General features: G+C 69.1%; 14 protein-coding genes. 5 read left to right on the top strand and 9 right to left on the bottom strand.

The genetic code is table 11. The features are described 5' to 3' along the window. The first annotated feature begins 3 nt into the window (after positions 1-3). Both ACT3UN_RS03330 and ACT3UN_RS03325 read left to right on the top strand, forming a co-directional pair. Positions 4-1,374, top strand: coding sequence for a PFL family protein (locus ACT3UN_RS03330; RefSeq protein WP_301442666.1), 1,371 nt, complete (start codon positions 4-6; stop codon positions 1,372-1,374). Between the two features lie 6 nt (positions 1,375-1,380). Next, entirely contained in the window at positions 1,381-2,169 is a 789-nt protein-coding gene (locus ACT3UN_RS03325) for a hypothetical protein (RefSeq protein ID WP_301442667.1), read from the top strand. A 17-nt stretch (positions 2,170-2,186) separates the two neighbouring features. On the opposite strand, the gene ACT3UN_RS03320 is transcribed toward ACT3UN_RS03325, so the two are convergent. After that, on the bottom strand, positions 2,187-3,500 hold the full coding sequence (locus ACT3UN_RS03320; RefSeq protein ID WP_444656296.1) for an alpha-hydroxy-acid oxidizing protein: 1,314 nt from the start codon (positions 3,498-3,500) through the stop codon (positions 2,187-2,189). Positions 3,501-3,617: 117 nt separating this feature from the next. Here ACT3UN_RS03320 and ACT3UN_RS03315 point away from each other — a divergent pair, with 117 nt between their 5' ends. Continuing rightward, positions 3,618-4,772 (top strand): agmatine deiminase family protein, encoded by a 1,155-nt coding sequence (locus tag ACT3UN_RS03315; RefSeq protein ID WP_301442677.1) that lies wholly within the window; start codon positions 3,618-3,620, stop codon positions 4,770-4,772. Between the two features lie 175 nt (positions 4,773-4,947). On the opposite strand, the gene ACT3UN_RS03310 is transcribed toward ACT3UN_RS03315, so the two are convergent. Next, positions 4,948-6,576 (bottom strand): ABC-F family ATP-binding cassette domain-containing protein, encoded by a 1,629-nt coding sequence (locus ACT3UN_RS03310; RefSeq protein ID WP_301442669.1) that lies wholly within the window; start codon positions 6,574-6,576, stop codon positions 4,948-4,950. A gap of 454 nt (positions 6,577-7,030) precedes the next feature. On the opposite strand from ACT3UN_RS03310, the gene ACT3UN_RS03305 reads away from it, so the two are divergent. After that, the gene (locus ACT3UN_RS03305) at positions 7,031-8,149 is read left to right on the top strand and encodes a lycopene cyclase family protein (protein WP_444656294.1); all 1,119 of its coding nucleotides are present in this window, start codon (positions 7,031-7,033) and stop codon (positions 8,147-8,149) included. Between the two features lie 2 nt (positions 8,150-8,151). On the opposite strand, the gene ACT3UN_RS03300 is transcribed toward ACT3UN_RS03305, so the two are convergent. Genes ACT3UN_RS03300 through ACT3UN_RS03270 form a run of 7 tightly spaced genes read right to left on the bottom strand, consistent with a single transcriptional unit; the run spans position 8,152 to position 14,487 of the window. Further along, entirely contained in the window at positions 8,152-8,577 is a 426-nt protein-coding gene (locus ACT3UN_RS03300) for a metal-sulfur cluster assembly factor (protein WP_301442671.1), read from the bottom strand. 12 nt (positions 8,578-8,589) lie between these two features. After that, the gene (sufU, locus tag ACT3UN_RS03295; RefSeq protein WP_301442672.1) at positions 8,590-9,042 is read right to left on the bottom strand and encodes a Fe-S cluster assembly sulfur transfer protein SufU; all 453 of its coding nucleotides are present in this window, start codon (positions 9,040-9,042) and stop codon (positions 8,590-8,592) included. After that, positions 9,039-10,334: a cysteine desulfurase gene (locus ACT3UN_RS03290; RefSeq protein WP_301442673.1), complete on the bottom strand. Its 1,296-nt coding sequence runs from the start codon at positions 10,332-10,334 to the stop codon at positions 9,039-9,041. Before ACT3UN_RS03290 ends, sufU begins: the two co-directional genes overlap by 4 nt. 6 nt (positions 10,335-10,340) lie before the next feature. Then, positions 10,341-11,105: a Fe-S cluster assembly ATPase SufC gene (gene sufC / locus ACT3UN_RS03285; RefSeq protein ID WP_444626759.1), complete on the bottom strand. Its 765-nt coding sequence runs from the start codon at positions 11,103-11,105 to the stop codon at positions 10,341-10,343. 36 nt (positions 11,106-11,141) lie between these two features. Further along, positions 11,142-12,344, bottom strand: coding sequence for a Fe-S cluster assembly protein SufD (sufD, locus tag ACT3UN_RS03280; protein WP_444656292.1), 1,203 nt, complete (start codon positions 12,342-12,344; stop codon positions 11,142-11,144). Between the two features lie 3 nt (positions 12,345-12,347). Next, complete coding sequence (gene sufB / locus ACT3UN_RS03275; protein WP_441579381.1) at positions 12,348-13,814, bottom strand: Fe-S cluster assembly protein SufB; 1,467 nt, start codon at positions 13,812-13,814, stop codon at positions 12,348-12,350. A gap of 1 nt (position 13,815) precedes the next feature. Beyond that, on the bottom strand, positions 13,816-14,487 hold the full coding sequence (locus tag ACT3UN_RS03270) for a helix-turn-helix transcriptional regulator (RefSeq protein WP_301443550.1): 672 nt from the start codon (positions 14,485-14,487) through the stop codon (positions 13,816-13,818). Between the two features lie 190 nt (positions 14,488-14,677). On the opposite strand from ACT3UN_RS03270, the gene mptB reads away from it, so the two are divergent. After that, positions 14,678-16,369, top strand: coding sequence for a polyprenol phosphomannose-dependent alpha 1,6 mannosyltransferase MptB (gene mptB / locus ACT3UN_RS03265; protein ID WP_441579380.1), 1,692 nt, complete (start codon positions 14,678-14,680; stop codon positions 16,367-16,369). Positions 16,370-16,377: the final 8 nt, after the last annotated feature.

Genomic DNA, 16,377 nt, shown 5'->3' with positions numbered 1-16,377 from the left:
ACCATGACTGCATTCCTGCCCTCGTCCTCGATCCTCGAGACCATCGAGATGATCCAGCGCTACCGTCTCGACATCCGCACGGTGACCATGGGGATCAACCTCCTGCCCGCCGTCCGGGCGACGCCGGAGGCCACCTGTGAGGCGGTCTACGACCTGGTGACCTCGCGTGCCGAGCACCTCGTCCCGGTGTGTTCCGGCATCGAGGAGGAGCTCGGCATCCCGATCGTGAACAAGCGCATCTCGGTCACCCCGGTGGCCCTGGTGTCCTCCGCGGTGCCCGGCTGTGACCCGGTGGACATCGCCCGCGCGCTCGACCGTGCCGCGGTCGCCGTGGGCGTGAACTTCATCGGCGGCTACTCCGCCCTCGTGGAGAAGGGCGGTTCCTCCGGCGACAAGCGGCTGATCCGCTCCATCCCGGAGGCGCTGAGCGAGACGGACGTCGTCTGCTCGTCGGTCAACATCGCGTCCTCACGCGCGGGCATCAACATGAACGCGGTGCGTGAGATGGGCCAGGTCGTCAAGGACTGCGCCGAGGCCACCGCCGACCGCAGTTCGATCGCCTGCGCCAAGCTCGTCGTCTTCGCCAACTCGGTAGGCGACAACCCCTTCATGGCCGGTGCCTTCCACGGCATCGAGGAGCCGGACTGCGTGATCAGCGTCGGCGTCTCCGGCCCCGGCGTCGTGGACCGCGCGGTCGCCGCCCTGGGCCCGGAGGCCCGGCTCGACGAGATCGCCGAGGAGATCAAGCGCGCGGCGTTCAAGGTGACCCGCACCGGCCAGCTCGTGGGCACGATGGCCGCGGAGCGTCTGGGCGTGCCCTTCGGCATCGTGGACCTCTCGCTGGCCCCGACGGCCGACATCGGTGACTCCGTCGCCCACATCCTGGAGCACATGGGCCTGGGTCAGGTCGGCGGGCACGGCACCACCGCCGCTCTCGCCCTGCTCAACGACGCGGTGAAGAAGGGCGGCATGATGGCCTGCTCGCGCGTCGGCGGGCTCTCCGGCTCCTTCATCCCGGTCTCCGAGGACGCCGGCATGATCGACGCGGTGCGTGCCGGGAACCTGACCATCGAGAAGCTCGAGGCGATGACCGCCATCTGTTCGGTGGGTCTGGACATGATCGCCATCCCGGGCGACACCCCGGCGTCCTCCATCGCCGGCATGATCGCCGACGAGGCGGCCATCGGCGTGATGAACCACAAGACCACGGCCGTCCGCGTCGTGCCTGCGGTGGGCTCTTCCCCCGGCGACGACGTCGACTTCGGCGGCCTGCTGGGCCACGCGCCCGTCATGCCGGTCAGCACGGTGGACGCCGCGGAGTTCATCTCCCGCGGCGGCTACATCCCCGCCCCCGTCCACGGCTTCCGTAACTGAGAGGCGGTGACCGTCGACGTGCCCCGGATCTTCACCCACGCGCGTAGCGCCACGACCATCGCCGACCCCGGCGGGCTCGTCGAGGACGGCTACGGTGCAGGACGCTTCGGCACCGCCTGCCCCTTCCCGTCCGACTACGAGGCCGTGACCGACGCGCTGTCGGCCAACGGCACGATGCCGGTCGCCGGGGCCCGCCTGTTCGGTCTGGCCACGGCCCAGCTGGTGCTGGTGGCCTGCGCGGTGGCGGTGGTCCTGGTGGGCGTGCTGCTGCTCGGCGCCGGCTCGGTCTCGGGCACGGGTGTGGGCGTGGTGCTGATCCTGCTGGGTGCAGGACTGGCGGGACTGTCGCTGGTCACCGCACGCAGTCGTCGGCGACGCCTGCTCGCGCTGGCCGCGGCATGGCGCAACGGGTGGCTTCGCTTCGCCCCGGCCCGCGTCGGCGCGGTGTGGGTCGACCGCCTGGTCACCCACGGGCGGGCGAACAGCCAGGGCGCCAACCAGGACAACCGGTACTGGTTCCGGGCGCTCTTGGAGGTCCACCCCACCGACGGCTCACCGGTCTTCACCGTGACCACCGCACCCTTCCAGGCCCTCGCCGACCACGCCGGCACGCCGCACGACCTGGTCAGCGCGCCGAACCCGGTGGACGTCTTCGAACCGGAGTACTCCAACGGCTGGACGGTGGTGCGTTACCTCGCCGGCGACCACGACACCGTCGCGGCCTCCTCCACGGTCACCACGAACCTCTCGCTCAACCAGATCGGGGCCGCGCTGCGCGCCGCCGGGGTGCGCTGAGCGTCCGGGAACCAGCCCTAGACACGCCGCAGCTCCAGCTCCCGTAGTCCTGCGACGTCGCGGGCACCGGTCAGTGCCATGGTCAGGTCCAGTTCGGCCAGCACGTTGTCCACGACCTCCCGCACACCGCGCTGCCCCGCCACGGCAAGCCCGTAGAGGTGGGGACGGCCCAGCAGGACGGCGTCCGCGCCGAGGGCGAGGGCCACGGCGACGTCGCGTCCCGTGCGTACCCCGGAGTCGAGCAGGACGGTACGGTCGTCGCCGACCCGTTGCCTGATCTCCACGAGTGCGTCGAGCGAGGCGACGGAACCGTCGACCTGGCGTCCCCCGTGGTTGGACACCACGACGGCGTCCGCACCGACCTCGAAGGCACGCTCGGCGTCGTCCGGGTGCAGGACGCCCTTGAACACCACCGGCAACGATGTGCGGTCCTTCAGCGTCGCCAGCAGGTCCCAGTCCAGCCCCGGGTTGGAGTAGACGTCGAGGAAGGTCTCCACCGCCGCGCGCGGCTCCGGTGCGACGAGGTTGCGCAGCGTGGAGCCCGGGTGGTGGCGTGCGATGGACAGCAAGGACGCCGCGGCGGCCGGGGTGACGCGCACCCCGCCGGTCCCGCCGGCCAGTCCGCGTTCCAGCCGGTCGCGCACGATGCCAAGGAAGCGGCTGTCCGAGGTGTACTGGCTGATGCCCATCCCGCGGGAGAACGGCAACGACCCCAGGTTCAGGTCCTGCGGACGCCAGCCGAGCACCGTGGTGTCGAGGGTGACCACCAGTGCACCGGCACCGCTGGCCTCGGCACGGGCGATGAGACTGTCGACGAGCTCCCCGTCCGTCGACCAGTACAGCTGGAACCAGTGTCCAGGAATTTCACTTGACCCGCTCGATGATCTCCAGGCGGCGGCGGTGTCCTCCAGCGGCGAGGACCCCTGGTTGCTGACCACGTAGGGGACGCCCGCGGCGCCGGCGGCGCGGGCGACGCGCAGGTCGGCGTCGCGGTGGACGAGCGCGCCGGCGCCCACTGGCGCCAGCAGCAGCGGCGAGGCGTGCGTCCTGCCGAACAACGTCGTCGACAAGTCACGTTCCTTGATTCCGTGTGCCATACGTGGCGCGATCCGGTAGCTGTCGAAGGCCTGCCGGTTGTTTACCGCGGTGCGGTTCTCCCCCGCCCCGCCGTTGACGTACGCCCACGCCCTGCGCGACATCCGGCGCCGTGCCGCGCGCTCCAGCCCCGCGGCGTCCGTCGGGACCTGTGGGTGCAGGCCTGCGATGCCCGCGCGGTAGATGGCGTCCTGCCGTGCGCGCCCGGGGCCCTGGGTGTTGTCCGTGATCCTCATTCCGCGATGGTATCGGCTGCGAAAGATGCTGCGGACGGTTTCGGCCGTATCCGTGCCCCGCGCTAGGCTTATGCAGGTCAGTACCCTGACCACATCCTTCGACCCTAAGGGACACCCATCGTGCGCCGCCGGATCTTCCTCCAGTCCTCCATCACTGCGCTCGGAGGTGCCCTGCTCGCCTCGTGCGGGCTGGGCTCCTCTGACTCTTCTGGTGCCTCCGACTCCTCCGGCTCCTCGAGCGTCGTCGACCCGGACGACACCCGTCGCTGGCTCATGCCCGACGAAGGTGACCGCCACGCCCGCACCTGGATGGCCTTCGTCGCCGAGAAGGACATCTGGGGCCGGGACCTCGCCCCCGGGGTGAAACGCGACCTCGCCGGCATCGCCACCGCCATCGCCGCCTTCGAACCCGTCTCCCTGCTCGTGCCCGAGCACGAGATGGACCTGGCCCGGGAACTCACCGGAACCGCCGGCGTGGACCTCGTCGCCTGCGAGCTGGACGACCTCTGGGTCCGTGACACCGGCCCGGTGTTCGTGCGCCCGGTCGACGGCGGGGAGGTCAGTGCCGGAGTGGACTTCAACTTCAACGGCTGGGGCGACAAGCAGGAGCACCGCAGCGACCGCGAGGTCGCCGGATTCGTCACCGGCGAGGCCGGGGTGGAACACCTGCGCACCGACCTCGTCCTGGAGGGCGGCGCACTGGAGGTCGACGGCGAAGGCACCGCGATCATCACCGAGAGCTGCGTGCTCAACGACAACCGCAACCCCGGCTGGTCCAAACAGGACGTCGAGGAGGAGCTCGAGCGACTGCTCGGCGTGACGACCGTCATCTGGCTGCCCGGCATCGCCGGCATGGACATCACCGACGGGCACACCGACTTCTACGCCCGCTTCGCCCGGCCCGGCGTCGTCGTGGCCGGCCTGGAGACCGACCCAGACTCCTTCGACTACGACGTGACGCGCACCCACCTGGACATCCTGCGCGGGGCGACCGACGCCGCCGGACGCGAACTGCAGGTGGAGGTGCTGGAAAGCCCGTCGAGCGTGCGCGAGGAGTACGACAGCGAGGACTTCGCCGCCGGCTACATCAACTTCTACCTGTGCAACGGCGCCGTCATCGTGCCGGAGTTCGGCGCCGAGGACACCGACACCGCCGCACGTGACCTGCTGCGTCGGTTGTTCCCCGAGCGTGAGGTCGTCCAGCTCAACATCGACGCCATCGCCGCCGGTGGCGGCGGCATCCACTGCGCCACGCAGCAGCAGCCCGCCTGAGGCGGCGCGTCCGCGGGTTCTGGGGAGGCATGGGGTGCCCTGGGAGTCCCTGAAGACGCCAATGTCATCTGAGCCATGCCTCAGGGCAGGAAACGGCCGAAATCGGCCCTGGGGCATGACACAGATGACATCAGGTCGTCTGGGCCGGAACGGGCACGGCCCAACTGGGGTCTAGCTAGGCCAGCTCCACGATATCCATGTAGGCATCCGACCAGAGGTCCTCGTCGCCGTCGGGCAGCACGATCACGCGCTCCGGTTCCAGGGCACGGACCGCGCCCGGGTCGTGGGTGACCAGGATGACCGCGCCGGTGTAGGTGCGCAGGGCGTTGAGCACCTGCTCGCGGGACTGGGGGTCGAGGTTGTTCGTCGGCTCGTCGAGCAGCAGCACGTTCGCACGCGAGCTGACCAGCGTGGCCAGGGCCAGGCGGGTCTTCTCACCGCCGGAGAGCGTGCCGGCCGGCTGGTTGAGCTGCTCGCCGGAGAACATGAACGCGCCGAGCAGGCCACGTAGGTCCTGCTCGCCGGCTTCGGGGCAGGCGCTGATGGCGTTGTCCCACACGCTGGCGTCCGGGTCGATGGTGTCGTGCTCCTGGGCGAAGTAACCGACCTTCAGCCCGTAGCCGGACACGATGCCGCCCTCGCCGTCGGTGCGCTCCACCCCGGCCAACAGCTTGAGCAGCGTCGTCTTGCCGGCACCGTTGAAGCCGAGGACGACCACGCGGGAACCGCGGTCCACCGCCAGGTCCACACCGGCGAAGACCTCCAGGGAGCCGTACATCTTCGTCAGACCCGTGGCGTTCATCGGGGTCTTGCCGCAGGGGGCGGGCTCCGGGAAGGAGATGCTGGCGTACTTGTCGTCCTGACGGACCTCGTCGAGGTCGTCGATCATCCGGTCGGCACGGGCGATCATCTGCTTGGCAGCGGCGGCCTTGGTGGCCTTCGCACCCAGCTTCGCGGCCTGCTGGCGCAGTGCGCCGGCCTTCTTCTCGGCGTTGGCCTTCTCGCGACGACGACGGGCCTCGTCGGTGGCGCGGGCGTCGAGGTACTTCTTCCACGTCATGTTGTAGACGTCGGCCTCGCCACGCACGGCGTCGAGGAACCAGACCTTGTTGACCACCGCGGCCAGCAGGTCCACGTCGTGGGAGATCATGACCAGTCCACCCTCGTGGCGCTGCAGGAAGTCGCGCAGCCAGGTGATGGAGTCGGCGTCGAGGTGGTTGGTGGGCTCGTCGAGCAGCAGGGTGGTCGCCGATCGGCCGGAGCCGGAGGTGGCGGCGAAGAGGATCTGCGCGAGCTCCACACGGCGACGCTGTCCGCCGGACAGGGTCTTGAGCTGCTGGTCGAGCACGCGCTGCGGCAGCCCGAGGCCGTCACAGATCCGGGCGGCCTCGGAGTCGGCCTCGTAGCCGCCGAGCGCGGAGTAGCGCTCCTCCAGCCGGCTGTACTTGAGGATGGCGGCGTCGCGCTGGGAGTCGGTCCCGGTCTCCATGAGCTCCTGCTGACGGTCCATCGAGGAACGCAGCTCGTCGAGTCCACGCGCGGAGAGCACCCGGTCGCGGGCGGACTGGTTGATGTCGCCCTCCTTGGAGTCCTGCGGGAGGTATCCGATCTCGCCGGCGCGGGTCACCGTGCCGCCGTAGGGCTCGCCCTCGCCGGCGAGGATGCGCATCGACGTGGTCTTGCCGGCACCGTTGCGGCCGACGAGGCCGATACGGTCGCCCGGCTGCACGCGAAGCTGTTGGCCGGGGGCATTGAGGAGGGTGCGTGCCCCCACGCGCACCTCGAGGTCCTGAGTAACAATCACAACGGTACATCCTAACACCGCCTGTCAGCAGTCGTGGAGGTGGGCGCCGCGCTCTCCTTCTCCCCCCGAGAGGAGAGAGCCGCGTCGGTCCTCAGGTTCGAGGTCCGAGGGCGTCCCACCCGCCACTTCCGCTGAATCTTCCGGCGAACGGGATGACCCCAGACGTCCGGTCCGCTCGGCCGGGGCCTGTTGGACAGATATCAATATAAACTTTTCGATCCTGTTTGAATAGTGTTTCGTGAATGATACTTACCCCTCGGCTTATAGCCGGGGGTAGAATGCCGGACGTCCCGTCCGGCGCACCGCACATTCGTCGACCTGCATCCCGCCTAGTGAGCATAACTATTGTTGATGTGAGGCGAGGCTGTGCAAAGCCCATGTCGACGGGGGTGGTCCCGGGTGGTCCCCGCATATCTCCCCCAGCCCAGTGAACCGATCCAGTACAGGAGTCCCCGTGCACATCGCCGTCGTCGGCCTCGGTCCTGCCGGTGCCCTGCTCGCCCACCGCGCGGCATGTCTGGGCTGGACCGTCGACGGCTACGACCCGGCGTGCGGGACGGGGCCGGACGCCGGGGAGACGCTGCCACGCTGGCGCAACACCTACGGAATGTTCCTGGAGGACCTGCCGTCGTGGGCCCGCGAGGCCCTGGTCTTCTCGGCGGTCGTGCCGGAGCCGCAGGTGCACACCGCCCACTCCCGTCGCCTGCACGGGCGCACCTACGCCATCGTCGACTGCGGCGCCACGACGCGGCGCCTGCACCACCCCGGCATCCGCCTGCACCGACGCAAGGTCGATGCTCCGGATCCCCGGGAGCTGGGCGTCGACGTGGTCGTCGACTGCCGTGGTGTGGTCGACCGTCCCGGGGCCATCCGCCAGGTCGCCTACGGGGTGGTGGTCCCTGAGCTGCAGGACGCCCCGTCGGTGTTCATGGACTGGCGTCCGGCGGCCGTCCCGGGGCCGCAGGACGCCGGGCCGCCGAGCTTCCTCTACGTCCAGCCCGTCGCCGGCGGCACCCTGTACGAGGAGACCGTCCTGGTGACCAGGGCGGCGACGCGGGAGACGCTGGAGGTGCTGCAACGGCGCCTGGAGCAGCGCCTGGGTGGCTTGCCGGGGGGTCACACGCTCAGGGAGACCGTGCACTTCCCCACCGACCGGCGTGTCCGCGGCTGGTATTCCGGGGTGCGTGACGGGGTGGCCGTGTTCGGGGCGTCCGGTGGGCTGACCCACCCCGCCACCGGCTACTCCGTGGCGGCCTCGGCGGCCACTGCCGACCGCATGCTGCACCTGCTCAGCCACGGTGCACTTCCCCGGCGGGAACGCCTGTCGGCCGCATGGGCCCACCGGCTGCGTGGCTTCGGCGCCGAACTCCTCGTGCTCGCCGACGCCCCCACGCTACGCAGCTTCTTCGACGCTTTCTTCGGGCTCCCCACCCACCGGCAGGCGTCCTACCTCGCCGGGCAGGACGCGGGACGCGTCGCGCTGGCGATGCTCGCCCTGGCACGCCACCCCCGCCGCGTCCTGCCGTTCCTGCGCAACACCCCCGCCGCGTTGCGGCGGGTTGCCAGACGCTGAAGTTAGACGCTGAAGCCGAGGTAGCGCAGCTGCTCGCGGCCGTCGGCGTTGATCATGTGCGGGCCCCACGGCGGCGACCAGACCCAGTTGATGCGCAGGGCGGAGACCTTCTCGATCCCGTCGACCACGGCGGTGTTCGCCTGGTCCTCCAGCATGTCGGTCAGCGGACACGCCGGCGAGGTCAGGGTCATGTTGATGACCGCCTCGGTGCCGACGTCGGTGTGCTCGACCCACACCTGGTAGACCAGCCCGAGGTCCACGACGTTGATGCCCAGCTCGGGGTCGATCACGTCGAGCATCGCCTCCTCGATCTGGTCGGAGAGCATCACGTCCTCCTGCGGGATGTCCTTCGGAGGCTCCGGGACGGCGTCCAGCGGGTTCGGGTCCATCTGCGGGGAGGTGGGTTCGGTGGTGGTGTCGTCACTCATGGTGCGTCCTTACTACTCGTACTGCTTGTTGGTTGACTCGCTCGTGGCGGCCTCGAAGGCCTTCCAGCCGAGCAGTGCACATTTCACACGGGCGGGGTACTTGGACACCCCGGCGAAGGCCACGCCGTCGCCGATCACGTCCTCGTCGCCCTCGACCGTGCCACGCGAGGTGACCATGTGCTCGAACTCCGCCAGCTTCGCCATCGCGTCCGGCACGCTCAGCCCGGTGAGCTCCTCGGCCATCACCGAGGTCGCCGCCTGGCTGATCGAGCAGCCGGTCGCGTCGTAGGAGATGTCGGCGACGGTGCCCAGGTCCTCCGACAGGGTGACCCGAAGGGTCACCTCGTCGCCGCACGAGGTGTTCACGTGGTGGACCTCGGCGTTGAAGGGGGCGCGCAGCCCCGCGTGCTGCGGGTGCTTGTAGTGGTCCAGGATGACCTCCTGGTACATCTGCTCCAGTTTCACTGCGGCTGCCTCACGTTCTCGTCCACGTTCTCTTCACTGCCCCGGTCCTCGAGCGTGCCGAAGAACCGCTGGGCGGTACCGATGGCGTCGACCAGGGCGTCGACCTCCCCGGTGGTGTTGTACAGGTAGAAGCTCGCCCGCGCGGTGGCCTGCACGCCGAGCGCGCGGTGCGCCGGCCACGCGCAGTGGTGGCCGACCCGGATGCACACGCCGTTGTCGTCGAGCACCTGGCCCAGGTCGTGCGGGTGGATCCCGTCGACGACGAAACTCACCGCCGAACCACGGTCCACGTTCTCCGCCGGGCCCACGATCCGCAGACCCTCCACCGAGGACAGACGCTCCAGCGCGTAGCCGGTGATCGCGTGCTCGTGGGCGGCGACGTTGTCCATGCCCACCTGCTCCAGGTACCGCACCGCCGCACCCAGGCCCACGACCTGGGAGGTCATCTGGGTTCCGGCCTCGAAACGCTGCGGGACCTCGGCGAAGGTGGTCTTCTCCATCGTGACGATCTCGATCATCGAGCCGCCGGTGAGGAAGGGCGGCAGCGCCTCCAGCAGCTCCGCCTTGCCGTAGAGCACGCCCACACCGTTGGGTCCGAGCATCTTGTGCCCGGAGAACGCGGCGAAGTCCACGTCCAACGCGTGGAAGTCCACCGGCATGTGCGGCACCGACTGGCAGGCGTCCAGCACCACCAGTGCGCCGACGGCGCGGGCACGCCGCACGACCTCGTCGACGTCGAGCTGCGCACCGGTCACGTTCGACTGGTGGGACAGGGCGACGACCTTCGTGCGCTCCGAGAGCTCGAGGCTGTCGAGGTCGATGCGCCCGTCGGCGGTCGCGGTGTACCAGCGCAACGTGGCGCCCGTGCGCTGGGCGAGCTCCTGCCACGGCACCAGGTTCGCGTGGTGCTCGAGCTCGGAGATCACGATCTCGTCGTCCGCGCCCACGCACAGGTCACCGGCACGCGGGTCGCCCAGGACGTAGGCGACCTCGTTGAGCGCCTCGGTGGCGTTCTTGGTGAACGCGATCTCGTGGCCTGCGGCACCGACGAAGGACGCCACGGCGTCGCGCGCGGACTCGTAGGAGTCCGTCGCCTCCTCGGCGATCTCGTAGGCGCCACGGTGCACCGGTGCGTTGTGCTCGGTGAGGAAGGTCCGCTCGGCGTCGAGGACCTGCAGCGGCCGCTGCGCAGTCGCACCGGAGTCCAGGTACACGAGTGGACGACCGTCCCGCACCGTGCGCGACAGGATCGGGAAGTCCGCCCTGATGGCGGCGGTGTCCAGTGGGGTCATTCGATATCAGGCCTTTGCGGTGAATCGCTCGTAGCCGTGCTCCTCGAGCTCCTGGGCGAGCTCGGGGCCGCCGGACTCCACGACGCGTCCCTTGGCGAAGACGTGCACGAAGTCGGGCTTCACGTAGTTCAGGATGCGCTGGTAGTGGGTGATCATGATCAGGCCACCGTCCTCACGCTCCTTGTACCGGTTGATGCCCTCGGAGACGGTGCGCAGCGCGTCCACGTCGAGGCCGGAGTCGGTCTCGTCGAGGATGGCGAACTTCGGCTTGAGCAGGGAGAGCTGCAGGATCTCGTGGCGCTTCTTCTCGCCGCCGGAGAAACCCTCGTTGACCGAACGCTCGGAGAACGCCGGGTCGATCTCCAGCTCGTCCATGGCGGTGCGCGCCTCCTTGACCCACTGGCGCAGCTTCGGGGCCTCGCCGCGCACAGCGGTGGCCGAGGAGCGCAGGAAGTTGGCCATCGACACACCGGGGACCTCGACCGGGTACTGCATGGCGAGGAACAGGCCGGCGCGGGCGCGCTCGGAGACGTCCATGTCCAGCAGGTTCTCCCCGTCGAGCAGCACCTCGCCCTCGGTGATCTCGTAACGCGGGTGACCGGCGATGGCGTAGGACAGCGTGGACTTGCCGGAGCCGTTCGGGCCCATGATGGCGTGGGTCTCGCCGGAGTTCACGGTGAGGTTCACACCGTGGAGGATCGGCTTGGGATCCTCGTTCTCGTCCTGGGGGACGACCTGTGCGTGCAGGTTCTTGATCTCGAGAGTGCTCATTGTTCTTTCTAGTTCCTTACCGGGGTGTGGGGTGGATCAGAGGACCGTGTTGGCGAGTTCCTGCTCGACGACGTCCTCGAGGTTCTCGCGGACGCCGTCGACGGGGACGCGACGGATGACGTCGGTGAAGAAGCCGCGGATGATCAGACGGCGGGCCTCGTCGTCCGGGATGCCGCGCGACATCAGGTAGAACATGTGCTCGTCGTCGAAGCGTCCGACGGTGGCGGCGTGGCCGGCACCGACGATCTCGCCCGTCTGGATCTCCAGGTTCGGCACCGCGTCGGCACGCGCACCCTCGGTGAGCACCAGGTTCTTGTTCGTCTCGTAGGTGTCCGTGCCGGTCGCCTCCGGACGGATCAGCACGTCACCGATCCACACGGTGCGGGCCTCGGACCCGTGGCGCCCGGTCTCGCCCTGCAGCGCGGACTTGTAGAGCACGTTGGAGCGGCAGTTCGGCTCGCTGTGGTCGACCAGCAGGCGCTGCTCGAAGTACTGGCCGGCGTCGGCGAAGGACACGCCCAGCAGCTCGGCGTCGCCGCCGGGGCCGGTGAACCGCACGTGCGGCACGGAGCGGACGACGTCGCCGCCGAAGGTCGCCACGGTGTGGCGCACCGTCGCGTCGCGTCCGACGAGGATGTGCGAGTTGGACAGGTGCACCGCGGTGCGGCCCCAGTCCTCCCACACCACGGTGGTCAGGCGGGCGCCGTCGCCGACGACGAACTCCAGGTTGTCGGAGTGCGCACCCTCGCCCTGGTACCGCAGCACCACGATCGCCTCGGCGTGGGGCTCCAGCTCGATGACGGTGGCGCCGTAGGTGGTCACCTCGTCACCGGAACCGGTGACGGTCACGGTGACCGGCTCGGCCAGGACGGTGTCCTTGGCGACCAGCACCTGGTCGGCGACCGGGCTGTTGACCCAGGCCTCCGCCGCGGGACGGTCGACCGGCAGGCCGGCGCGTCCGGTGCGCTCGTCGTCCATGGCGAGCTCGGAGTAGCTCACGCCGTCCTGGTCGCCGGTGTCCACGGAGATCTTCGTGCGGGCCGCCGGTGCGGCCTTGCCCGCCGAGGTGTCCTCCAGGCCACGCAGACGACGCAGCGGCGTGAACCGCCAGTCCTCGTCCTTGCCGTGCGGCACGGGGAACGACGCCGGGTCGGCCGACTGGTAGCGGTCGCCCTTCGTCGGCATGCTGTTCGCCGGGGTGACGGCGTTGTCTTCAGGGGTGGTGACAGGTGTGGTCATCGGTTAACCCACGGATCCTTCCATCTGCAGTTCGATCAGTCGGTTGAGCTCCAGGGCGTACTCCATCGGGAGTTCCTTGGCGATCGGCTCGACGAAGCCGCGCACGATCATCGCCATCGCCTCGTCCTCCTCGAGCCCGCGGCTCATGAGGTAGAACAGCTGGTCCTCGGACACCTGCGAGACCGTCGCCTCGTGGCCGAGGGTCACGTGGTCGTTGCGGATGTCGTTGTAGGGGTATGTGTCCGACCGCGAGATCGAGTCGACCAGCAGGGCGTCGCACTCCACGTTCGCCTTGGAGTGGTGCGCCTCCTTGTTGATCTGCACCAGACCGCGGTAGGCGGCACGGCCACCGGAACGCGCCACCGACTTCGAGACGATGTTGCTGGAGGTGTACGGCGCCATGTGCACCATCTTCGCGCCCGTGTCCTGCACCTGGTTCTCGCCGGCGAAGGCCACGGAGAGCACCTCACCCTTGGCGTGCGGACCGGTCATCCACACCGCGGGGTACTTCATGGTCACCTTGGAGCCGATGTTGCCGTCGACCCACTCCATGGTGGCGCCCTCCTCGGCACGGGTGCGCTTGGTGACCAGGTTGTAGACGTTGTTCGACCAGTTCTGGATGGTCGTGTAGCGGCAACGACCGCCCTTCTTCACCACGATCTCCACGACCGCGGAGTGCAGGGAGTCCGACTTGTAGATCGGCGCGGTGCAACCCTCGACGTAGTGGACGTAGGCGTCCTCGTCGACGATGATCAGCGTGCGCTCGAACTGGCCCATGTTCTCGGTGTTGATCCGGAAGTAGGCCTGCAGCGGGATGTCGACGTGCACGCCCTTGGGCACGTAGATGAACGAGCCACCGGACCACACGGCGGTGTTCAGGGCGGAGAACTTGTTGTCACCGGCGGGGATGACGGTGCCGAAGTGCTCCTTGAACAGCTCCGGGTACTCCTTGAGGGCGGAGTCGGTGTCCAGGAAGATCACGCCCTGGCTCTCCAGGTCCTCTCGGATCTGGTGGTAGACGACCTCCGACTCGTACTGCGCGGCCACACCGGCGACCAGACGCTGCTTCTCCGCCTCGGGGATACCCAGCTTGTCGTAGGTCTCCTTGATGTCGTCCGGCAGGTCCTCCCAGGTCTGGGCCTGCTTCTCCGTGGAACGCACGAAGTACTTGATGTTGTCGAAGTCGATCCCGCCGAGGTCGGCACCCCAGGTCGGCATCGGCTTGCGGTCGAAGGTGCTCAGCGCCTTGAGACGACGTTCGAGCATCCACTCGGGCTCGTTCTTCTTGGCGGAGATGTCCCTCACCACGGCCTCGGACAGGCCACGCTCGGCCGCGGCACCCGCGGCGTCCGAGTCGTGCCAGCCGTAGCCGTAGGCACCGATCGAGTCGATGATCTCGTCATCGGTCTGCGGTGCGTTCTGGGGCGCATTCTGGGGCTTGTTGTCAGGTAGTTGTGCAGCTTGAGTCATGTCAGCTCTCCTTCGTGGATGAAGGGTGGATTGTGGTCAGCGGGATGTGGGTCGTGCATATTCCGTTGCCGTCGGCGATGGTCGCCAGTGGTTGGGTGTGGTGGCCGAGGAGTTCGGTGACCACCCGGTGCTCCGCCGCGCAGAGTTCGGGGAACTCGTGGGCGACGTCCTGGATCGGACAGTGGTGGCGGCAGATCTGCACGCCGGTCGCGGCCTCGTTGACCGTCGCGGCGTAACCGCGGTCCGTCAACGCCTCGGCGATGCGTCCGGCGCGGTCCACCACGGCCCCGGGGGCGTCCCCGGACTCGTCGTCCTCCACCGACCCGAACAGTTCCTGCATGCGCTGGTCGGCGAACGCCGCGACCGCGTCGTCCCCTCCGGTCTCCCGGAGGGCCCGCAGGGCCAGGAGCGCGAGTGTGTCGTAATCATGGCCGAAACGTCCGCGTCCCGCGTCGGTCAGGCGGTACTGCCTGGCCGGGCGGCCGCGCGTGCGGCCGTTGGCCGACCGCGGGGCCTCCACGGTCTCCGCGAGACCGTCCGAGACGATGTTGTCCAGGTGCCGTCGCACACCGGCGGCGCTCAGTCCGAGCGCGTCGCTGATGTCGGTGGCGCTGACCGGACCGTTCCGGAGGATCTGCGCCAGAACTTCACGACGGGTGTCCCGTTCGCTCATGAGCTGTTCCCTCCTCGACGACAGTTGTGGCAGCGGGTCATGATTAGACAACACGAGTGTCGCGTAAATCATTCCCGTTGTCTAATAAGGGCAGGCTGACCTGTTGTTTCTCTGCTCTACCGACAGTCCTATTTTCGCAACGGCAGGGTGTCTGCCACGGTCCACGCGGCCCGACCCGTAGAATGCCGGTGTGACTCAGCCACCCCCCTCCGAGAGCCCTGTGACCGACGACCCGGCACAGGAGTCCCCGGAGCGGCGGCAGGCGGGGGGACGTGGCCTGACCCGGATGTTCGGCCTGCTGCCGAACATCGGCACCGCCGGCTCGCGCAGTGCCACCCTGCACACCACCAGCCCGGCGGCCCCCGTCCGCCGTTTCACCGGCGGTGAACTGCTGCGCCTGCGGCTCGGCGTGTTCACCGGCATCATCGGCTCGGTATTGATCGCCGTCGGCGGCGTGGGTGCCGGGGCGCTGCCCGTGGTCGGCAACACCCTGTGGTCGTTGCCGATCAGCGGATTCCTCTCCCGCATGCTGCACACCACCACCGTTGCGGTCTTCGTGGGCATCAGTCTGCTGATCGTGGGGTGGCTGCTGCTCTGGCGCTACTGCGTGCCACGGCGGGACGCCGACGTGCCGTTGCTGCCGACGGCGTCGCTGGTGCGCATCGGCGTGCTGTGGGTGCTGCCGTTGCTGGCCACCGCACCGATGTTCACCCAGGACATCTACTCCTACCTGGCCCAGGGATCCATCGCAGCCCAGGGGATGGACCCCTACTCCGCCGGGCCGGTGGACCTGCTCGGCGTGGACAACGACCTGGCCCGCTCCGTGCCCTTCGAGTGGTCGCACTCCCCCGCCCCCTACGGCCCGGTCGCCGTGGGAATGGCGGCGGTGATCTCGAAGCTCACCGGCGACGTCATCGCCCTCGGGGTGATCGCCCACCGGCTGATCTCCGTGGTCGGCGTGTTCGTGGCGGCGTGGGCGGTGGTGCGTCTGGCGCGCCGCTGCGGTGTGCACCCGCAGGCGGCGTTGTGGCTGGGCATCCTCAACCCGCTGGTCTACCTGCACCTGGTCGCCGGGGTGCACAACGAGTCGGTGATGATGGGCATGCTGCTCGCCGGCGTGGAGTGCGGCCTGCGCGCGGTGGACGCCGGCCCGGTGCCGGCCGTGCGCCGGTGGCTGTGGGGTGCGTCCGGCATCGTGCTGATCAGTGCGGCGGGCATGGTCAAGGTCACCGCCTTCCTCGCCCTCGGCTTCGTCGGCGTGGCACTGGCCCGCTACCTCGGGGGACGCTTCCGCGACCTCTTCGCCGCCGCGGCGATCTACGCCGTCGGCACGGGCGTGGTGGTCGTCGCCGTGTCGCTGGCCTCCGGGCTCGGCTTCGGCTGGATCACCGTGCAGGGCGGGGCGACCGAGGTGATCAGCTGGATGTCGGTGACCACCGACATCGGCCTGCTCACCGCGAACAGCGGCATGTGGCTGGGGCTGGGCGACCACACCGACGCCGCCCTGTCCACCGCCCGGCTGATCGGGTTGATGATCGGCGGGTTCTGGGTGGTGCGCATGCTGTGGGCGTCCTTCCGCGGACGCGTGCACCCCGTCGGCGGGCTGGGCGTGGCGACCTTCTTCCTCGTCGTCTTCTTCCCAGTGGTGCACCCCTGGTACGTGCTGTGGGCGGTGATGCCGCTGGCGGCGTGGGCCAACCGCGGCACGTTCCGGGTGGCCGTGGTGGCCTACTCGGCGATCCTGAGCTACTTCATCCTGCCGCGCGGGCTGAACCTGCCGCCGGCGACGGTGGCGGTGATGTACCTGATGTCGGCGCTGTTCTCGGTGGTGTTCATCGTGGTGGGCTGGCTGCTTTACCAACGCCGTCAGCGCAACGGATAGACTCTGGC

Source organism: Corynebacterium sp. AOP12-C2-36 (assembly GCF_052379185.1).
Lineage (GTDB): Bacteria > Actinomycetota > Actinomycetes > Mycobacteriales > Mycobacteriaceae > Corynebacterium.
The sequence above is the reverse complement of the archived record's forward strand: the minus strand, read 5'-3'. Positions and strand labels throughout refer to the sequence as shown.

Excerpts from the sequence above, each read along its gene's own strand:
- ACT3UN_RS03330 (WP_301442666.1), top strand. The coding sequence starts at position 4 with ATGACTGCATTCCTGCCCTCGTCCTCGATCCTCGAGACCATCGAGATG.
- sufC (WP_444626759.1), bottom strand. The coding sequence starts at position 11,105 with ATGAGCACTCTCGAGATCAAGAACCTGCACGCACAGGTCGTCCCCCAG.
- sufD (WP_444656292.1), bottom strand. The coding sequence starts at position 12,344 with ATGACCACACCTGTCACCACCCCTGAAGACAACGCCGTCACCCCGGCG.
- ACT3UN_RS03300 (WP_301442671.1), bottom strand. The coding sequence starts at position 8,577 with ATGAGTGACGACACCACCACCGAACCCACCTCCCCGCAGATGGACCCG.
- ACT3UN_RS03320 (WP_444656296.1), bottom strand. The coding sequence starts at position 3,500 with ATGAGGATCACGGACAACACCCAGGGCCCCGGGCGCGCACGGCAGGAC.
- ACT3UN_RS03270 (WP_301443550.1), bottom strand. The coding sequence starts at position 14,487 with ATGAGCGAACGGGACACCCGTCGTGAAGTTCTGGCGCAGATCCTCCGG.
- ACT3UN_RS03290 (WP_301442673.1), bottom strand. The coding sequence starts at position 10,334 with ATGACCCCACTGGACACCGCCGCCATCAGGGCGGACTTCCCGATCCTG.
- sufB (WP_441579381.1), bottom strand. The coding sequence starts at position 13,814 with ATGACTCAAGCTGCACAACTACCTGACAACAAGCCCCAGAATGCGCCC.